The organism is Kribbella polygonati, assembly GCF_050320105.1.
Taxonomy (GTDB): Bacteria; Actinomycetota; Actinomycetes; order Propionibacteriales; family Kribbellaceae; genus Kribbella.
Window position 1 is genome coordinate 7,228,330 of record NZ_CP190129.1, and the last position, 17,578, is coordinate 7,245,907.

The 17,578-nt window shown below is 69.8% G+C and carries 14 protein-coding genes; 12 read left to right on the top strand and 2 right to left on the bottom strand.

All coding sequences use genetic code 11. The features are described 5' to 3' along the window. The first annotated feature begins 2 nt into the window (after positions 1-2). From ACQHIV_RS34555 to ACQHIV_RS34565, 3 genes are all read left to right on the top strand, one after another. Positions 3-1,832, top strand: a complete 1,830-nt coding sequence (locus ACQHIV_RS34555) for a S8 family serine peptidase (RefSeq protein ID WP_427888431.1) — start codon at positions 3-5, stop codon at positions 1,830-1,832. A gap of 82 nt (positions 1,833-1,914) precedes the next feature. After that, a complete protein-coding gene (locus tag ACQHIV_RS34560; RefSeq protein WP_427888433.1) occupies positions 1,915-2,877 on the top strand; it encodes an LLM class F420-dependent oxidoreductase in 963 nt (320 codons plus the stop codon). Positions 2,878-3,006: 129 nt separating this feature from the next. Continuing rightward, positions 3,007-6,612: a S8 family peptidase gene (locus tag ACQHIV_RS34565; protein WP_427888435.1), complete on the top strand. Its 3,606-nt coding sequence runs from the start codon at positions 3,007-3,009 to the stop codon at positions 6,610-6,612. Between the two features lie 112 nt (positions 6,613-6,724). Here the strand turns inward: ACQHIV_RS34565 and ACQHIV_RS34570 are convergent, their stop codons facing one another. Continuing rightward, positions 6,725-8,098, bottom strand: coding sequence for a lytic transglycosylase domain-containing protein (locus ACQHIV_RS34570; RefSeq protein ID WP_427888437.1), 1,374 nt, complete (start codon positions 8,096-8,098; stop codon positions 6,725-6,727). A 259-nt stretch (positions 8,099-8,357) separates the two neighbouring features. Here ACQHIV_RS34570 and hemL point away from each other — a divergent pair, with 259 nt between their 5' ends. The 9 genes from hemL (at position 8,358) to ACQHIV_RS34615 (ending at position 17,009) form a co-directional block, all read left to right on the top strand. Further along, positions 8,358-9,680 (top strand): glutamate-1-semialdehyde 2,1-aminomutase, encoded by a 1,323-nt coding sequence (gene hemL, locus ACQHIV_RS34575; protein WP_427888439.1) that lies wholly within the window; start codon positions 8,358-8,360, stop codon positions 9,678-9,680. Positions 9,681-9,717: 37 nt separating this feature from the next. Further along, positions 9,718-10,341: a histidine phosphatase family protein gene (locus ACQHIV_RS34580; RefSeq protein ID WP_427896624.1), complete on the top strand. Its 624-nt coding sequence runs from the start codon at positions 9,718-9,720 to the stop codon at positions 10,339-10,341. Next, a complete protein-coding gene (locus tag ACQHIV_RS34585) occupies positions 10,341-10,901 on the top strand; it encodes a TlpA family protein disulfide reductase (RefSeq protein WP_427888441.1) in 561 nt (186 codons plus the stop codon). The genes ACQHIV_RS34580 and ACQHIV_RS34585 overlap by 1 nt, the downstream gene beginning before the upstream one ends. A gap of 3 nt (positions 10,902-10,904) precedes the next feature. Then, positions 10,905-11,648, top strand: a complete 744-nt coding sequence (locus ACQHIV_RS34590; protein WP_427888443.1) for a cytochrome c biogenesis CcdA family protein — start codon at positions 10,905-10,907, stop codon at positions 11,646-11,648. Between the two features lies 1 nt (position 11,649). Next, a complete protein-coding gene (resB, locus tag ACQHIV_RS34595; protein WP_427888445.1) occupies positions 11,650-13,248 on the top strand; it encodes a cytochrome c biogenesis protein ResB in 1,599 nt (532 codons plus the stop codon). Continuing rightward, positions 13,245-14,360: a c-type cytochrome biogenesis protein CcsB gene (gene ccsB / locus ACQHIV_RS34600; RefSeq protein WP_427888447.1), complete on the top strand. Its 1,116-nt coding sequence runs from the start codon at positions 13,245-13,247 to the stop codon at positions 14,358-14,360. The genes resB and ccsB overlap by 4 nt, the downstream gene beginning before the upstream one ends. Position 14,361: 1 nt before the next feature. Next, positions 14,362-14,613 carry a DUF4229 domain-containing protein gene (locus tag ACQHIV_RS34605; RefSeq protein WP_427888449.1) on the top strand — a complete coding sequence of 84 codons (252 nt, stop codon included), beginning with the start codon at positions 14,362-14,364 and terminating at the stop codon, positions 14,611-14,613. 179 nt (positions 14,614-14,792) lie between these two features. Next, positions 14,793-15,389 (top strand): TetR-like C-terminal domain-containing protein, encoded by a 597-nt coding sequence (locus tag ACQHIV_RS34610; RefSeq protein ID WP_427888451.1) that lies wholly within the window; start codon positions 14,793-14,795, stop codon positions 15,387-15,389. Positions 15,390-15,446: 57 nt separating this feature from the next. After that, positions 15,447-17,009: an MFS transporter gene (locus tag ACQHIV_RS34615; protein WP_427888452.1), complete on the top strand. Its 1,563-nt coding sequence runs from the start codon at positions 15,447-15,449 to the stop codon at positions 17,007-17,009. 57 nt (positions 17,010-17,066) lie between these two features. Here the strand turns inward: ACQHIV_RS34615 and ACQHIV_RS34620 are convergent, their stop codons facing one another. Next, a complete protein-coding gene (locus ACQHIV_RS34620; RefSeq protein ID WP_427888453.1) occupies positions 17,067-17,543 on the bottom strand; it encodes a GNAT family N-acetyltransferase in 477 nt (158 codons plus the stop codon). Between the last annotated feature and the right edge of the window lie 35 nt (positions 17,544-17,578).

Sequence of the window (17,578 nt, forward strand, 5' to 3'; positions counted from 1 at the left end):
GAATGAAGCTCCGCTACGTGTTCAGCAGCATCATGTTGATGGTTCCGTTGGCGATGGTTGCCCCGGCGACCGCCGCACCACAGCCCGCCGCACCGCAGGCCCAGGCACCCGACTCGGCCGCCGCCAAGGTGCCGTCGATGCTCCGGGACGCCGCCAAGGCCGCCGCGGCCAAGAAGGCCGGGGTCGCCGCGCGCTCGATGGGTGTCGAGAGCAACGGCCGGATCGGCGTCCAGGTGTACGCCGCCGCGCCGATCACTGCCGCGCAGCAGGCCCAGTTGACCGCGCTCGGCGTCTCCGTCGAGAAGAACGCGGCCGATTTCAAGAGCAAGATCGCGCTGCCGACCACCGGCCTGGTCTCGGCGTCCGTCCCGTACGACAAGCTCGACGCCGTCGCCGCGCTCGACTGGGTCAGCGCCCTGCGCCCGGCCCTGCGTCCCGCGGTCGACGTCGGCCCGGTCACCGCCGAGGGCGTCCAGTTGCACCAGGCCGACAAGGCCCAGGCCCGCGGCCTGACCGGCCGCGGCCAGAAGATCGGCGTGATCTCCGGCGACGCCGACCACGTCGCGCAGGCGATCGCCGCGGGTGAGCTGCCGCCGGACACACAGATCCTGCAGAGTGCGTCGTACAACAACGACGAGGGCACCGCGATGATGGAGATCATCCACGACCTCGCGCCGGACGCGAAGCTGGCGTTCGCGAGCACGCTCGACACCAATGCCGACTACTTCCAGGCGTTCCACGTCCTGGCGAACGCGGGCGTCACGATGATCGCGGAGGACATCGCGCTCGACGACGAACCGGTGTTCCAGCAGGGGCTGGGCGCCGCGACCGCCGAGGCGCTCGCCAAGCACGGCATCTGGGTCAGCTCGTCGTCCGGCAACCTCGGCAACCGGCACGCCCCGCGGGTCACCGCGGTCGGTACCGGCCAAGGCCCCGACGGCGTCACCGGTCCGTACACGGGCTGCCCGAAGGACCCGGACAACGTGGTGAAGCTGCGCGGCGACGACACGACGTACGACCTGAACCTGCTGCCCGGCGCGGGGGTCATGCCGACCCTGCAGTGGAGCGAGCCGCGGGCGATCTACCCGACCGCCGGCCAGGGCGGGTTCACCGACCTGAACCTGTACGTGATGGACAGCACTGGGACGAAGTGCCTCGCGTCGAGCACGAACGTCCAGGCGAACGGCGTCGGCGACACCATCGAGCAGCTCCAGTACTTCAACACCACGTCCGCGGCGCAGCCGGTGAAGCTGGTGGTGAGCGTCGCCGGTACGTCGACCGCGCGGAAGGCGCCGATCCTCGACCTGCGCTGGCGGGCCCTGTCGGCCGGTGTCCAGACGCTCGACCCGACCGACGCGGCCGGGTCGCTGAACCCGGACTCGAACTACACGATCTTCGCCACCAGCGCGGGGGCCGTGAACGCGAGCGTGTCGACCGACCCGAAGACGTCGCCGGTGGAGCCGTACAGCGCCGCCGGTCCGGTGCAGCTCGTCACCACGACCCGCTGCCCGGGCAACCGCCCGGGTCCGTGCACGGGCATCCCGGGCGCCAGCGCGCTGAGCTTCCCGGCGCCGAACTGGGTGGCCGGCGATGGTGAGTCGGTCAGCGGCGCGGGCGGTTTCGGCTCCGGCAGCTGCCCGACGACGACTGAAGGTGCCTGCCGCTTCTTCGGTACGTCGGCGTCCGCGCCGACCGCCGCGGGTGTCGCCGCCCTGACCCGGCAGCAGTTCGGCGGCCGGCTCGCCCCGGTGGCGCTGAACGCGCTGCTCGCGGCGAACGCCGTACACCGTGGTGAACCGGGCTCGGGAGCCGGGGTGCTGAACGCGAATTAAGAAGTCGTAGTGGTCCGATTGAGAACGAATTCAGTACTCGTATTCATGGACCGCTGCCGCCATCCCCGGAAAGGATGGCGGCATGACTACACGTTTCGGGGTATTCGTACCGCAGGGCTGGAAGATGGATCTGGCGGAGATCGCGGATCCGATCGAGCAGTGGGAGGCGATGACCGCGGTCGCGAAGCGGGCCGACGAGCAGTCCTGGGACTCGATCTGGCTGTTCGACCACTTCCACACCGTGCCGGAGCCGAGTGACAACACCACGTTCGAGTGCTGGAGCGCGACCGCCGCGCTGGCCCGCGACACCAAGCGGGTGAACATCGGCCAGATGGTCGGCTGCAACGGGTACCGCAACCCGGCGCTGTACGCGAAGATCGCGTCCACCGTGGACGTCGCCAGCCACGGCCGGCTGTACGCCGGGATCGGCGCGGGCTGGTACGAGCACGAGTGGAAGGCGTACGGCTACGAGTGGACCGACATCCCGACCCGGATGGCGGCGTTCCGCGAGGCGACCGAGATCATCTACAAGATGTGGACCGAGGACAAGCCGGTCTACAACGGCAAGCACTACTCGATCGACGCCCCGATCAACGAGCCGAAGGGCGTCCGCAAGCCGCACCCGAGCTTCTGGATCGGCGGCGGCGGCCCGAAGGTCACGCTGAGGCTGGTCGCGCAGTACGCCGACGCCGCGAACATCGGCGGCGGCAACCCGGAGACCTTCAAGGAGAAGGCGGACATCCTCCGCGGCCACTGCCAGAAGGTCGGCCGGGACTACGAGGAGATCATCAAGTCGACGAACTTCAACATCTTCCCGATCGACAAGGGTGACGACCCGCAGCAGGCGACCGCGAAGGCGCTCGGGCCGATGAACCGGGAGAAGTTCGACCGGGACAACCTGATCGCCACCGAGGACGAGATCGCGGACAAGGTCGAGGCGGTCCTGGAGGCCGGCGCCGACTACGTGATCTTCTACGTCCCCGGCGTCGCCTACGACCTGGATCTGCTGGAGCGCGCCGAGCGGATCGCGAAGCGCTTCGCCTGACCGGTACCGGTCATGGCGGATGTAGGTCAGAACTAACGGTAGACCGGAACTGACGGCAACTGTCAGGGTGCCTGACGATGGCCTCGCGTGGGTCGGGTCATCGGGAGGTGTCCGCCTATGTTTTCCCGAATGTTCCGGACCGCGACGGGTCTGCTGGCCGCGGCGGTCGTCGGCTCCCTGCTGTCGCCGACCGCCGCGCAGGCCGGCGCCGCACCGGGCGTCGTCCGACCGACGCCCGGTGCGACCAGCAAGCGCATCACGCTGGTCACCGGCGACGTCGCCGAGCTGACCACGAACTCGGCCGGCCAGGTCTCGGCCCGGCTGCTCGACGACGAGCCGTACTACTTCGGCACGTTCGACGGCGAGGTCACGCTGATCCCCGCCGAGGCGTACCCGCTGCTGTCCGCGGGCCGCCTCGACAAGCGCCTGTTCAACTTGACCGAGCTGGCCGCGCAGGGGTACGACGACGCGAGCAGCGACAAGCTCCCGCTCCTCGTCACCGGCTCGGCCGGCACGTTGCGCAGTACGGCGGCCACGGTCCGCCGTACCCTTCCCAGCGTCGGGAGCACCGCGGTCTCCGTGCAGAAGTCCGACGCGAAGGCGTTCTGGGACGGCGTCAGCGGTCCGGCCACGTTCAAGTCGAGCGAGCTCAGCAAGATCTGGCTGGACGGCCGTACGCACGCCACCGACGAACAGTCGATGCCGCAGATCGGCGCGCCGACGGCCTGGAAGCAGGGGTACGACGGCCACGGCGTGAAGGTCGCCGTACTGGACACCGGGTACGACGCCGGTCACCCCGACCTCGCCAAGCAGGTCGTCGCGTCGGAGAGCTTCGTCCCGGACGAGGCGGTGCAGGACCTGCACGGCCACGGCACGCACACCGCGTCGATCGTCGCCGGCCTCGGTACGGTGTCCGACGGCAAGCGGAAGGGCGTCGCGCCCGGCGCCGAGCTGCTGATCGGCAAGGTGCTCGACAACGGCGGCGGCGGGTACGACTCCGAGGCGATCGCCGGCATGGAGTGGGCCGTCCAGCAGGGGGCCAAGGTGATCAGCATGAGCCTCGGTGGGCTGCCGTCGGACGGCACCGACCCGATGAGCGAGGCGGTCGACCGGCTGGCCAAGTCCAGCGGCGCACTGTTCGTGATCGCGGCCGGCAACTCCGGCGCCGAGCAGACCGTCGGCTCGCCGGGCGCGGCGTCCGAGGCGCTGACCGTCGGCGCCGTCGACCAGAACGACAAGCTGGCGAACTTCTCCAGCCGCGGCCCGCGCCTCGGCGACGGCGCGCTCAAGCCCGAGGTCACCGCTCCGGGCGTCGAGATCGCCGCCGCCCGGGCGGCCGGTACCGAGCAGGGCCACGTGCTCGGCCAGTACTACACCGCGATGAGCGGTACGTCGATGGCGACGCCGCACGTCGCCGGTGCCGCCGCGATCCTCGCGCAACGGCACCCGGACTGGACCGGCCCGCAGCTGAAGGCCGCGCTCGCGTCCACCGCCGTACCGTCCGCGGGGGCCCGCACCGACCAGCAGGGCCTGGGCCGGATCGACATCCCGAACGCGCTCGACCCGAATGTGCTGCCGGACACCGCGAACCTGTTCTTCGGCGACCTGTCCTGGACCGGCCCGGCCGCCCCCGCGCCGGTCGACCGTACGGTTGCCTACCGCAACAACTCGAACCACCCGGTGACCCTGACGCTGTCCGTCGGCGCGCAGTCCCCGGCCGGCGTACCTGCTGGGCTCACCGTGAGCCCGACCCGGTTGACGATCCCGGCCGGCGGTACGGCGTCCGCGACCGTCACGCTCGACCTGTCGAAGACCCAGGCCGGCAACTACGCCGGCGTACTGACCGCCAAGGCGGGCGGTACGGCGTACCGGACCGGGCTCGGGTTCGCGGCCGGTGGGCGGCTGAACCAGGTGACCGTGAGGGCGATCGGCCGCGACGGGCAGCCCGCCACCACGAAGGCGGGCGCGAGCGGTGTCCAGCTGTGGAACCAGGACACCGGTGACGTCACCGCGATCGCGTTCGACCAGACCGGCAGCCGGACCCTCGACGTACCGACCGGGCGCTACAGCGTGATGGCGTACGCGGTCGGCGGCGACGAGGCCAACTGGGCGAACTCGCTGACGCTGCTCGGCGACCCGGACGCGTGGATCGACGGCGACCGGACGTTCACGTTCGACGCCCGGACCGCGCACAAGGTGACGATCAAGACGCCGAAGCCCGCCGACGCACAGAGCATCGGCGTCGCCTGGCACCGCAAGGTCGGCGACCGGGACGCGGTGTCCGGATGGGCGTTCAACGGCAAGATCGCGAACGGCGTCTACGTCCAGGACTTCGGAAAGGTTGCCAACGGCACCTTCCAGGTCGTGCAGCGCTGGGACCTGGCGCAGCCGCAGCTGACCGTGAAACTGCCGGACGGCAGCACGCTGCCGACGCCGGGACCCGGCTCCTCGAGGACCGTGTACGTCGGGAACGAGACGCTCCCGCTCTACAACGCCGGTGACGGCACAGCGGCCGAGCTGACCGGGGCGAGCGGCAAGATCGCGCTGATCCGGTGGGGCGGGTTCAACAAGACGACCGCGCAAGTACAGGCCGCGAAGGCCGCCGGAGCCAAGGTCGTCTTCCTCTACAACGAGGCGCCCGGCTACTGGTCTACCGGCACCGAACAAGGCATCCCCGTCTACACACTGAACTCGAACCAAGGAAAGCTCCTGTTGAACGGCCCGGCCTCGCTGCAGCTGAGCGGCGTCCGCGACAGCACCTACCGGTACGACGTGGCGCTCGGCCCGTCGGTCGTGAAGGGCGGCCTGACGTACGACGTCGCCAAGATGAACCCGGCCGCGGTGACGACCGACTTCCAGCAGAACGACGCGTTCTGGCTGCACAGCGACAAGCGGGTCGCGCACCTTCCGGGGATCGCGACAGGGCTGACGGCGTCCCGGTCGATCGCGGCCGCGGTACGGCGGACCGACTACCTGGTCAGCGACGTGAAGGGTGTGACGTGGGACGAGCAGACGTCCGCGGGGGAGTGGAACGAGACCGGGTTCGAGTCGACGATCCCGCGCTCGTACAAGCCGGGTGAGAAGGTCACGCGCGGCTGGTGGGAGCCGCTGACGCGTCCCGCCGTACCGGGGCTGTCCGACGCGCCGGGTGACGTGGCGCAGGGGTGGCCGCCGGCGCGGTTCGAGAACGCGTTGCGGATCGCGATCCCGCAGTACGTCAGTGGGGACCGGAGTGTGTTCGGCTGGGGCGATCGCGGCGACGTGACGGCGATGACGCTGAGCAGCGACGGGGTCCAGTTGGGCAGCAAGAACTGGTCGGTCGCGCAGTTCGCGGTCCCGGCGAAGGCGGCCTGGTACGACCTGACCCTCGACCAGCGGCGCGGTCCGAACAGCTGGGCGAAGACCTCGACGTCGACGCACACGCAGTGGCACTTCCTGTCGGCACCGGCGAAGAACACCGCCGCCCTGCCGCTGGTGCAGGTCGACTACAAGCACACGAACGGGACGCTGGAGCTCACCCCGAGCTACCAGCCGGGTGTGCGCGGGATCGGCCTGTTCCGCACGACGGCGGAGATCTCCTTCGACGGGAAGACCTGGCAGAAGCTCCCGCTGGCCGGTTTCGGAACCTTCCGGACAGCCGCTCCCGCCGGTTCCTACCCGAGCCTCCGGGTGACGGCCACGGATCTGATCGGGAACAGCATCACGCAGACGATCGACCGCGCCTGGGTGAGCTGAACGTTAAAAAGGCGACGCCACGAAGCTGGGGGGAGATGCTCCGTGGCGTCGCCAGGGGCGCGCCAAGGGAGGGGTGGGGGCTGGCGCGCCGGTCTTCGGTTGGATGGGAGGGTCAGCTCCCGAGGACGCCTCCGCCGAGGACGCCCAGCAGGCCGAGCAGCGAGAGCAGGTTACGGATCACCTGGTCCACGGCCTTGGTGCCGCCGGTCTGGTAGGCGGTCACGCACTTCTGCAGCTGATCCTGGGTCGGCTTGGTGATCGTCACCTTCGCCATCTGGGTCTGGCAGTACGTGGTGGCCGTCTGCAGCTCCTGCAGCGTGCTTCCGACGGTACCGACGATCAGGCCGGCCGCCGTCTTCAGGGTCGCGAGCCCGGCCGCCGGCGGTGTGGTCTTCGTCGGCGTCGTGGGCCGGGCGGTCGGCTTGGTCGGGTCGGGCGTCGGGATCACCGGCGGCGGGGTCGACGTCGGCCGGTCGGTGGGCCGGTCCGTCGGCCGCTCGGTCGTCGGCGGCGGGGTCGACGGGTCGGTCGGCCGGGTGCCGCCGCGCTCGTCGGTGATGATCGGCGTCGGGGTCGGCAGGTCGATCGCCTTCGGCAGGTCCTTGTCCGACGGCGGGTCGATCGTCTGGTCGCCGATCTGGTCGCCGGCCTTCAGGTCCCCGTCACCCGTCGTACCGTTGCCGACCGCCATCCAGCTGCCGCCCGCGTAGGCCTTGGCGATGCTGATCACCAGGTCCGCGTACTGCTGCGAGTGGTTGTAGCGCAGCACCGCCGCGTTCAGGTCGCTCGGGTTGGACAGGTCGGCCTTGCCGGAGCACAGGTACACCGCGGTCGACATCGCCGCGTCGTTGATGTCCTGCGGGTCCTTGACGCCGTCCCCGTCGCCGTCCACTCCCACGGCTCGCCAGGTGCCGGGGATGAACTGCATCGGACCGACCGCGCGGTCGTAGACGCTGTCGCCGTCGAGTACGCCGCCGTCGGTGTCGAGGATCTTCGCCGTACCGCCGGCGCCGTCGAGGCGCGGTCCGTAGATCCCGGGAACGGCCTTGCCCGCGACGGTCAGGTGGTTGCCGCCGAACCGGCCGTGGTTGGACTCGACCCGGCCGATCGCGGCCACCAGCGTCCACGGCAGGTGACAGCCGGGGTCCGCCTGCGCCAGCACCTGCTGGGCGCGCGAGTAGGCCTTCAGTGCGGCGTTCGGAATGCCGTTGCCGGACAGTCCGGAGACCACCTGGTTCGGCTGCTCGCCGGGGTCGACTCCCGGCCCGACGGTGCCCGGCACCGGAACGTTCGCCGGCTGCGCGATCGGCAGCTTCGGCACGACGACCCGGGTGTTCCCGGACAGTCCGCTCTCCAGCGACGCGGTGGCGATCGCCGGATTGTCCGTGGCACTGACGGTGAACGCGCTCGCGAACAACGCCACCGGGATCAGCGGCGCCACCTGACGCCAGCCGCTACCCGTGGCGCGGCGCTTGCCCTTCGCCATCGATGAATCCCCTCCGTGACTCAACGACTCGTCCGGCCCCACGCCGCGGACGGTCTTTGTGTCAATGTCGGTTGCCCGTCGTAATAGGTCTAACGTCCGCCCCGTTGCGTGGGTTACGCGCCGGACCCAGACCGTGTACGTGCGGTCACCGGGTACCCATACTGGCGCGTAACAAAGCCTGTGTGAACCCCTTGGGAACGATCGGGGCCGGAAATCTGCCCTGCCCCTGGTGATCGGCCCGCGTGACCGCGGGGGGAGAATGGCCGGCGTGCCCGATCACACAGAACAGTCCGCCAAGCTCTTCGACAGGGCCTCCACTGTCACCCCGGGCGGGGTCAACTCTCCGGTCCGGGCGTTCCGCGCCGTCGGTGGCGTCCCGCGTTTCATGGCCTCCGGTGACGGATGTCACATGACCGATGTCGACGGCAACCGCTACCTCGACCTGGTCAGTTCCTGGGGTCCGCTGCTGCTCGGCCACGCGCACCCCGAGGTGATCGCCGCCGTCCAGGCCGCGGTCGGCCGCGGTACGTCGTACGGGACGCCGACCGAGACCGAGGTGCTGCTCGGCGAGGAGATCGTCGCGCGGACGCCGGTGGACAAGGTCCGGCTGGTGTCCTCCGGGACCGAGGCGACGATGTCCGCGCTGCGGCTGGCCCGCGGGTTCACCGGCCGCGCCAAGATCGTGAAGTTCGCCGGCTGCTACCACGGCCACGTGGACGCGCTGCTCGCGCAGGCCGGTTCCGGCGTACTGACGCTGGGCATCCCGGGGACGCCGGGCGTCACCGAGGCGACCACGGCGGACACGATCGTGCTGCCGTACAACGACCAGCCGGCCGTCACCGCGGCGTTCGCGGAGTACGGCGACCAGATCGCGGCCGTGATCACCGAGGCGGCGGCCGGCAACATGGGCGTCGTACCGCCGCGGGACAACTTCAACGGCTTCCTCGCCGACATCTGCCACCGGAACGGGGCGCTGTTCATCTCCGACGAGGTGATGACCGGGTTCCGGATCACCAGGTCCGGCTGGTACGGCGTGGACGGCGTCCGGCCGGACCTGATGACGTTCGGCAAGGTGATGGGCGGCGGCTTCCCGGCCGCGGCGTTCGGCGGCCGCGCCGACGTGATGGGGCACCTGGCGCCCGAGGGCTCGGTCTACCAGGCGGGCACGCTGTCCGGGAACCCGATCGCGACCACCGCCGGCCTGACCACGCTCCGGCTGGCCACCGACGAGGTGTACGCGAAGCTCGACGAGACCTCGCTCACCATCCAGCGGCTGGTGTCGACCGCGCTGGACAAGGAAGGTGTGCCGCACGTCATCTCCGCGGCCGGGAACCTCTTCAGCGTCTTCTTCGTGGAGTCCTCGGAGGGACCTGCCGAGATCCGGGACTTCGCCGGGGCCGACGCCCAGGTGCTGCCCCGGTTCACGGCGTTCTTCCATGCCATGCTGGACGCCGGGGTCTACCTGCCGCCGAGCGCGTTCGAGGCCTGGTTCGTGAGCGCGGCGATCGACGACGACGCGCTCGCGGAGCTCGAGTCCGCCCTGGCACCTGCGGCCCGCGCGGCGGCCGCAGTACGGAACTGAAGGGACAGCGGTGACCGAAACGACGGTCGTGCACCTGATGCGTCACGGCGAGGTGTACAACCCCACCGGTGTGCTGTACGGACGGATCCCCGGATACCACCTGTCCGAGCTCGGCCGGCAGATGGCCGAGCGGGTCGCCGAGCACGTCACGGGCCGCGACATCGTGCACCTGGTCTGCTCGCCGCTGGAGCGCGCGCAGGAGACGATGGAGCCGATCGCCAAGGTGTTCGGGATCACCCCGGACATCGACGAGCGGGTGATCGAGGCCGCGAACCTGTTCGAGGGCAAGAAGTTCGGCGTCGGTGACGGCGCGCTGAAGAACCCGAGCGCCTGGTGGCTGCTGCGGAACCCGTTCAAGCCGTCCTGGGGCGAGCCGTACACGCAGCTCGTCCGGCGGATGCGGGACGCGGTCGAGACCGCCCGGGAGAAGGCCGCCGGGCACGAGGCGCTGATCGTCTCGCACCAGCTGCCGATCTGGATCGTGCGGTCGGCGGTCGAGGGCCGGCGGATGTTCCACGACCCGCGCAAACGCCAGTGCAGCCTCGCGAGCCTGACGTCGTTCACGTTCCACGGCGACCAGATCGTCTCGGTCGGGTACTCCGAGCCGGCGAAGGACCTGCTGCCGGTGAAGAACCCGAAGAAGTTCGTCGGAGGCGCGTGATGCGACGCGCAGGGTTGGTGATCGCCGGACTGCTCCTGATCACCGGCTGCAGCTCCGGCCAGCAGGCAGCCCAGAACCGCCAGGGCCAGGCAGGTTTCGTGAGCGGCAACGGCAACGTGTCGATGTTCGCGGCCGCCGACCGCAAGGTCGCGCCGGAACTGACCGGCAAGACCCTGGACGGCAAGACCTGGACCCTGTCCGACCATCGCGGTCAAGTGGTGGTGCTCAACGTGTGGGGCTCCTGGTGCCCGCCCTGCCGGAAGGAAGCACCTGACCTGGTCGCAGCTTCCAAGGAGCTGGGGCCATCGGTGCAGTTCGTCGGGTTGAACACTCGTGACCTCGATCCGGCACCGGCCAAGAAGTTCGTCCAGGAGTTCGGCGTTCCGTACCCGAACGTCTACGACCCGAACGGCCGGGCGTTGCTGCGGTTCCGCGGCCAGATCTCGCCGGCCGCGATCCCGACCACGCTGGTGATCGACAAGACCGGCAAGGTCGCCGGCAGGGTCGTCGGTGAAGTGACGAAGCAAACCCTTCTGGGAATGGTGAAAGACGCAGGCTGACTGATGGGACAGTGGTTCGCCTCGTCGATGACGGGCTCGATGCTGGTCGCGCTGCCGATCGCGGTGCTGGCCGGAGCGATCTCGTTCTTCTCGCCGTGCGTCGTACCGCTGCTGCCTGGCTATCTGTCGTACGTCACCGGCCTGTCCGCCGCGGAGCTCGGCTCCGAGAAGCGCGGCCGGATGCTCGCCGGTACGGCGTTGTTCGTGGCCGGGTTCTCCGCCGTGTTCATCCTCACCGGGGTGCTGTTCGGCAAGGCCGGTGACCTGCTGATCGACCACCAGACCGCGATCACCCGGGTGCTCGGCGGGCTCACCGTCGTCCTCGGCGTGGTGTTCCTCGGCGGGTTCGGGTTCCTGCAGCGCGACGTCCGCGTGCACCGGGTGCCGGCGGTCGGGATCGCGGCCGCGCCGCTGCTCGGCGTACTGTTCGGATTCGGCTGGACGCCGTGTATCGGTCCGACACTCGGGACCGTGATGACGCTGGCCACCACCCAGGGCAGCACCGGGCGCGGCGCGGTACTCGCGCTGGTGTTCAGCCTCGGGCTCGGGATCCCGTTCATCGTGGCGGCGCTGGCGTTCCGGCGGATGCTGGCCGCGGTGGCCTGGGTCCGCAAGCACCAGCTGCTGGTGATCCGGATCGGCGGCGTACTGATGATCGCGGTGGGACTGCTGCTGCTGACGGGAGTGTGGGACTCGATGACCGCGGACCTTCGGCAGTGGGTCGCCAACTTCGGATCGGCGGTCTGACGTGACTGGTGTCGATCAGGGGGTCAAGGACTCCATCACCGCACCGACCGGCAACTCCGGCAACGAGCCGCCGCCCGCGCTCGGCCTGGTCGGCTGGCTGCGCTGGACCTGGCGGCAGCTGACGTCGATGAAGACCGCGCTGGTGCTGCTGTTCCTGCTGGCGCTCGGCGCGGTGCCCGGGTCGCTGATCCCGCAGACCCCGATCGACCCGATCAAGGTGTCGGACTTCCTCGCGGCCCACAAGACGCTCGGCCCGCTGTACGACAAGCTCGGGCTCTTCGACGTCTACAAGTCCGCCTGGTTCTCGGCGATCTACCTGCTGCTGTTCATCTCGCTGATCGGCTGCGTCGTACCGCGGCTGTCCGTGTACTTCAAGGCGTTGCGGTCCCGGCCGCCGAAGCCGCCGCGGAACCTGAACCGGCTGCCCGGCTACCAGAGCTTCGAGGTCGACGACGCCGGTGACGTGCTGGCGCAGGCGACCCGCGAGCTGAAGCGCCGCCGGTTCCGCGTCCAGTCGTACGACGGGGCCGTCGGGGCGGAGCGCGGATACCTGCGCGAGGCCGGCAACCTGCTCTTCCACTTCTCGCTGATCCTGGCGCTGATCGGCGTCGCCTGGGGCTCGCTGTTCGGGTACCGCGGCACCGTGCTCGTTGTCGTCGGCAACGGTTTCTCCAACTCGGTGGCGCAGTACGACGACTTCACCCCCGGCCGCGCGTTCAGCGGCGACGACGACCTGCCGCCGTTCTCGCTGACCGTCAAGGACTTCCAGGTGAAGTTCCAGCAGGACGGTCCGCAGAAGGGTGCGGCGCGCGAGTTCAAGGCGCAGCTGTCGTACCAGGAGACACCGGACGCGGCCGAGAAGTCGTACCTGCTCGAGGTGAACCACCCGCTGAAGCTGGACGGCAGCAGCGTCTACCTGATCGGCCACGGGTACGCGCCGCGGGTGACGGTCCGCGACGGCCAGGGCAACGTGGCGTTCTCCGGGCCGGCGCCGTTCCTGCCGCAGGACGGCAACTTCTCGTCGTTCGGCGTGGTCAAGGCGCCGGACGCGCGGCCGCTGACCCTCGGGTTCGAGGGGTTCTTCCTGCCGACCGCGGTGATCGGGCCGAACGGCCCGGTGTCGGTCTTCCCCGACTCGCTGAACCCGCAGCTGGTGATGACCGGGTACTACGGCCGTCCGCAGCCGGAGACCGGGAAACCCGAGTCCGTGTACCAGCTGGACAAGTCGAAGCTCACGCAGTTCACCAAGGACGGCGACAAGTGGCGCTTCCAGCTCGCGCCCGGTCAGAGCGTCGCGCTGCCCGACAAGGCCGGGTCGATCACGTTCGACGGGTACAGCCGCTGGGTGAAGCTGCAGGTCAGCCACACGCCCGGGACCGGGCTGGCGCTGGCCGGCGTACTGCTGGCGATCCTCGGGCTGATGGGCTCGCTGTTCGTGCATCCCCGCCGTACCTGGGTGCGGGTCCGCGAGCAGGACGGGCGTACGGTGGTCGAAGTCGCCGGTCTGGACCGCGGCCCCGAGCGGGGGCTCGGTGAGGAGATCCAGGCCGTCACCAACCGATTGAAGCCCGCCAGCTCGAGCAACCAGGAGCAGCCATGAGCCCGGAGACCTACGCACACGTCTCCAACCTGCTGATCCCCACCGCCACGGTGATCTACACCCTCGCGATGGTCTCCCACGCCATGGAATGGGCCCTCGGCCGCACCGCCGTCGCCCGCAAGGCGACGCCCGCGGAGCAGGAACAGGCCGCCGCCGGCAAGCAGTCACAGGTCCTGGTCGGCGCCGCAGGTGCCGCCGTCTCGAGCACCACCCCCGCCAGCACCTCCGCCGCCTCGAGCACTTCCGCTGACTCCGGCACCGTCGGCGCGCGGAGCGCGACTTCCGCCTCCGGGGCGGGCAGCTCCACCGGCGGGCCGGGCTCCGGCGCCGGAGGCGCCGGTTCGACCGAGCGGTTGGATGCGGCCAGCCGGATTGGGTTGTTGCTGACCTGGATGGGGTTCGTGTTCCACCTGGGTGGGGTGGTGACCCGCGGGCTGGCGGCCGGGCGGGTGCCGTGGGGGAACATGTACGAGTTCTCCATCACCGCCTCCCTCGCGGTGGCGATCGTCTACCTGATCTTCGTCCAGCGCTACAAGCTGCAGTGGCTCGGCCTCGGCGTGACCCTCGTGGTCGCCAGCGTCCTCGGCCTCGCCACGCTCGCGCTCTACACCCCGGCCGGCCCGCTCGTCCCGGCCCTGCACTCGTACTGGCTGGTCCTGCACGTGTCCGCGGCCGCGACCTCCGGCGGCGGCTTCACCGTCGGCGGGCTGATCTCGGTCCTGTACCTGCTGAAGTCCCGCGCCGAACGCCGCGTCCTCGAAGGCGGCACGATGTCCGCGGCGCTGCGCCGCCTCCCGAGCGCCGAGTCGATGGACGGTACGGCGTACAAGGTGCTGGCGTTCTCGTTCCCGCTGTGGACCTTCGCGGTGCTGGTGGCCGGCCCGATCTGGGCGGAGTACGCCTGGGGCCGCTACTGGGGCTGGGACCCCAAGGAGGTCTGGTCGCTGGTGACCTGGGTGGTGTACGCCGCCTACCTGCACGCCCGCGCGACCGCCGGCTGGCGTGGCCGCCGGGCCGCGACGATCGCGATCGTCGGCTGGTTCGTGTTCCTCTTCAACTTCGTCGGTGTGAACCTCCTGGTCTCCGGCCTGCACTCGTACGCCGGGGTGTGACATGAAGGAGTTCGGTATCTACACCGGCCTGCGGACCGGGCTGTTCGCGGTCTGCCTCGGGGTCATGTGGCTCGTACTGCACAGCTGGCTGTCGATCTGGCCGATCGCGCTGCTCGCGCTGGTGATGTCCGCGATCCTGTCGATCTTCGTGCTCCGGGCCGCCCGGGACCGGCTGGCCGGCAAGATCGACACCCGCGCCGCGAAGATCTCCTCCCGCCTCGAGCAGGCCCGCTCCGCCGAGGACGACGACTAAGCCCCAGCGCCTGCGCGCCAACGCCGTACCAGTGGTCGACTGGTACGGAGAGTGACCTATGCCACTCGTGAATTCCGGGCAAATTCGTTTGTGCATTCCTTCACATGGGTCGTAACGTAGTGGATGAAACGAAACGGTTTCGTTCCATCGTGATGATGTAACTACGCAGGGTGATGGATGTGGAGACAGTGCGGCAGCGGCCCCGGGTCGAAGGCGGGCGCGAGGAGGAGATCCTCGACGCGACCGTCGCGGTGGTGGCCGAGCTCGGTTACGACCGGTTGACGATGGACGCGGTGGCGACCGCGGCGAAGGCCAGCAAGGCGACGCTGTACCGGCGCTGGTCCACCAAGGCCGAGCTGGTCGTGGACGCGATCAGCCGAGCCAAGGGCTGCCCGATGCCGGAGGACGTCGACACCGGCAGCCTGCGTGGCGACCTGATCTCGATGGCGTGTGGGGACGGCGGGTTCACCGACGAGCTGCCGATGTCGGTGGTGGCCGGCCTGCTGACCGCGCTGCACCGCGACGACGACCTGCAGACGGCCTTCCGGGAGCGCTTCCTGGCGCCGCGGAACGCGCTGACCAGCAAGGTGTACGAGCGTGCCGTCGCGCGCGGCGAGATCGCGCCGGGCGTGGACGTGGAGCTGCTGTCGGTGACGCTGCCCGCGGTGATCATCCACCACGCCTACATCCTCGGCGTCGAGCCGACCGACGAACTGATCCTCCGAGTGATCGACAACGTGATCATGCCTGCGGCGCGGGGGTCGCAGGCGAGCTGACCGGTGAGGGGCCGGTCCGGCAACCAAGACAGTCTGCCCAAGAGGGGAAATATTCTTATGTCCGAAGGAACCATCAACGCCGATCCGCCGGAAGGACGGCCGGTCGACACCGTGGCCGGGGCCCCGGCGCACGGCCACCGCAACCTCGGCATCGCGCTCGCACTGATCTGCATGGCGCAGCTGATGGTGGTGCTGGACGGCACGATCGTGAACATCGCGCTGCCGCACATCAAGGACGCGCTCGGCTTCAGCGACGCCTCGCTGCCGTGGGTGGTGAACGCGTACGCGCTGGCGTTCGGCGGTCTGCTGCTGCTCGGCGGCCGGATCGGCGACATCCTCGGCCGCCGCAAGGTGTTCGTGGTCGGCGTCGTGCTGTTCGGCCTGGCGTCGTTCGTCGGCGGTATCGCGCAGAGCGAAGGCGTCCTGCTGACCAGCCGGATCCTGCAGGGTGTGGCGGCCGCCATGGCCTCGCCGAACGCGCTGGCCCTCATCACCACGACCTTCCCGGCCGGCAAGGAGCGGAACCGCGCGATGGGCGTGTACGCCGCGATGTCCGGTGCCGGTGCGGCCGTCGGCCTGATCCTCGGCGGTGCGCTGACCGAGGCGTCCTGGCGCTGGACGTTCTTCATCAACACGCCGATCGGCCTGCTGGTCGCCGTACTGGCCTTCCGCTTCCTCGGTGAGTCGGAGCGGCAGAGCGGCAAGTTCGACCTGCCCGGCGCGATCACCGGTACGGCGGGTCTCACCTCGCTGGTCTACGGCCTGACGCACGCGGCCACGAACGGCTGGGGCGACACCTGGACGCTGATCTTCATCTTCGCCGGCCTGGCGCTGATCGGTGCCTTCCTGGCGATCGAGGCCCGCTCGCGGCACGCGCTGATGCCGTTCCGGATCCTCGCCAACAAGACCCGCGGCGTGAGCTTCTTCGTGATGCTGATCGTCGGTGCGGCGATGTTCTCGATGTTCTACTTCCTGGGCATCTTCGTGCAGTCGATCATGGGTTACAGCGCGCTGAAGACCGGTGTCTCGTTCCTGCCGTTCAGCGTCGGCATCGTGGTCGCGGCGCAGGTCGCGTCGGCACTGGTGGCGCGGATCGACCCGCGCTGGATCGCCGGTGCGGGCGGCGTGTTCGTGGCGGCCGGGATGTTCGGGTTCAGCCGGCTCCAGGTGGACTCGACGTACCTGACGCACCTGCTGCCGTACATCCTGGTGCTGTCGTTCGGGATGGGCCTGATCTTCGTGCCGTTGACGCTGACCGCGGTCAGTGGCGTGGCGGCGGAGGACTCGGGTGTCGGGTCCGCCGTACTGAACACCGTGCAGCAGATCGGTGGTGCGGTCGGCCTGGCGCTGCTCGGGACGATCTCCACGAGCGCGATCAAGGACAAGTTCGCCGAGCTGGCCCCGGGCCTGCAGAAGGCGGCGGAGTCCGGGCAGTCGCCGGAGCAGATCAAGCAGCTGCAGGGTCAGTTCACGGCGCTGGCCACGACGCACGGGTTCACCCGGGCGTTCCTGTGGTCGTCGTTCCTGGCGCTCGGTGCGGGTCTGATCACGCTGATCGGCCTGTCCATCAAGCACAAGGACCTGGCCAACGACGGCCAGAGCCCGGTCCACATGGGCTGACGAATCTCGAAGGGCCCTGCTTCCCGGGAGGGGGGAAGCAGGGCCCTTCGGCTGTTCTTAGAGCGGTTTGCGCATCACGAGCTCGCGGCGTACGCCGTCGGCCATCAGCTCGCCGGGCTCGTCGGTGTCGACATACCCGTGCCGCAGGTAGAGGTTGTGTGCCGGGTCGTTGCCGGGGACAACGGACAGCTCGAGCGTGGTGGCCCCGGTGCCGCGGGCCCAGTCCTCGACGGCCTGCATCAGCGCGTTGCCGACGCCTTTGCCGCGGCCTTCCGGTGCGACCCACATCGAGACCAGCTCGGCGGTGTCCCCGTCGGGGAACCCGCCCGCCATTCCGGCCGGCGTACCGTCGATGCTCGCGATCACCTGGTAGGCGCCCGGCGCGCTGAGCCGCTCGCGCCACCGGTCCTCGGGCGCGTCGGCCCAGTCCGCGTACCGCGAGCCGAACGCGAACGCGGCCTCCTGCAGCGCGGCCAGGCGCAGGTCACGCCAGGCCTTCCAGTCGTCCGGGCCGATTGCTTGTACGTCGATCACGTCGTACAGGATGCAACCCGGCCCGGGCCGGATAC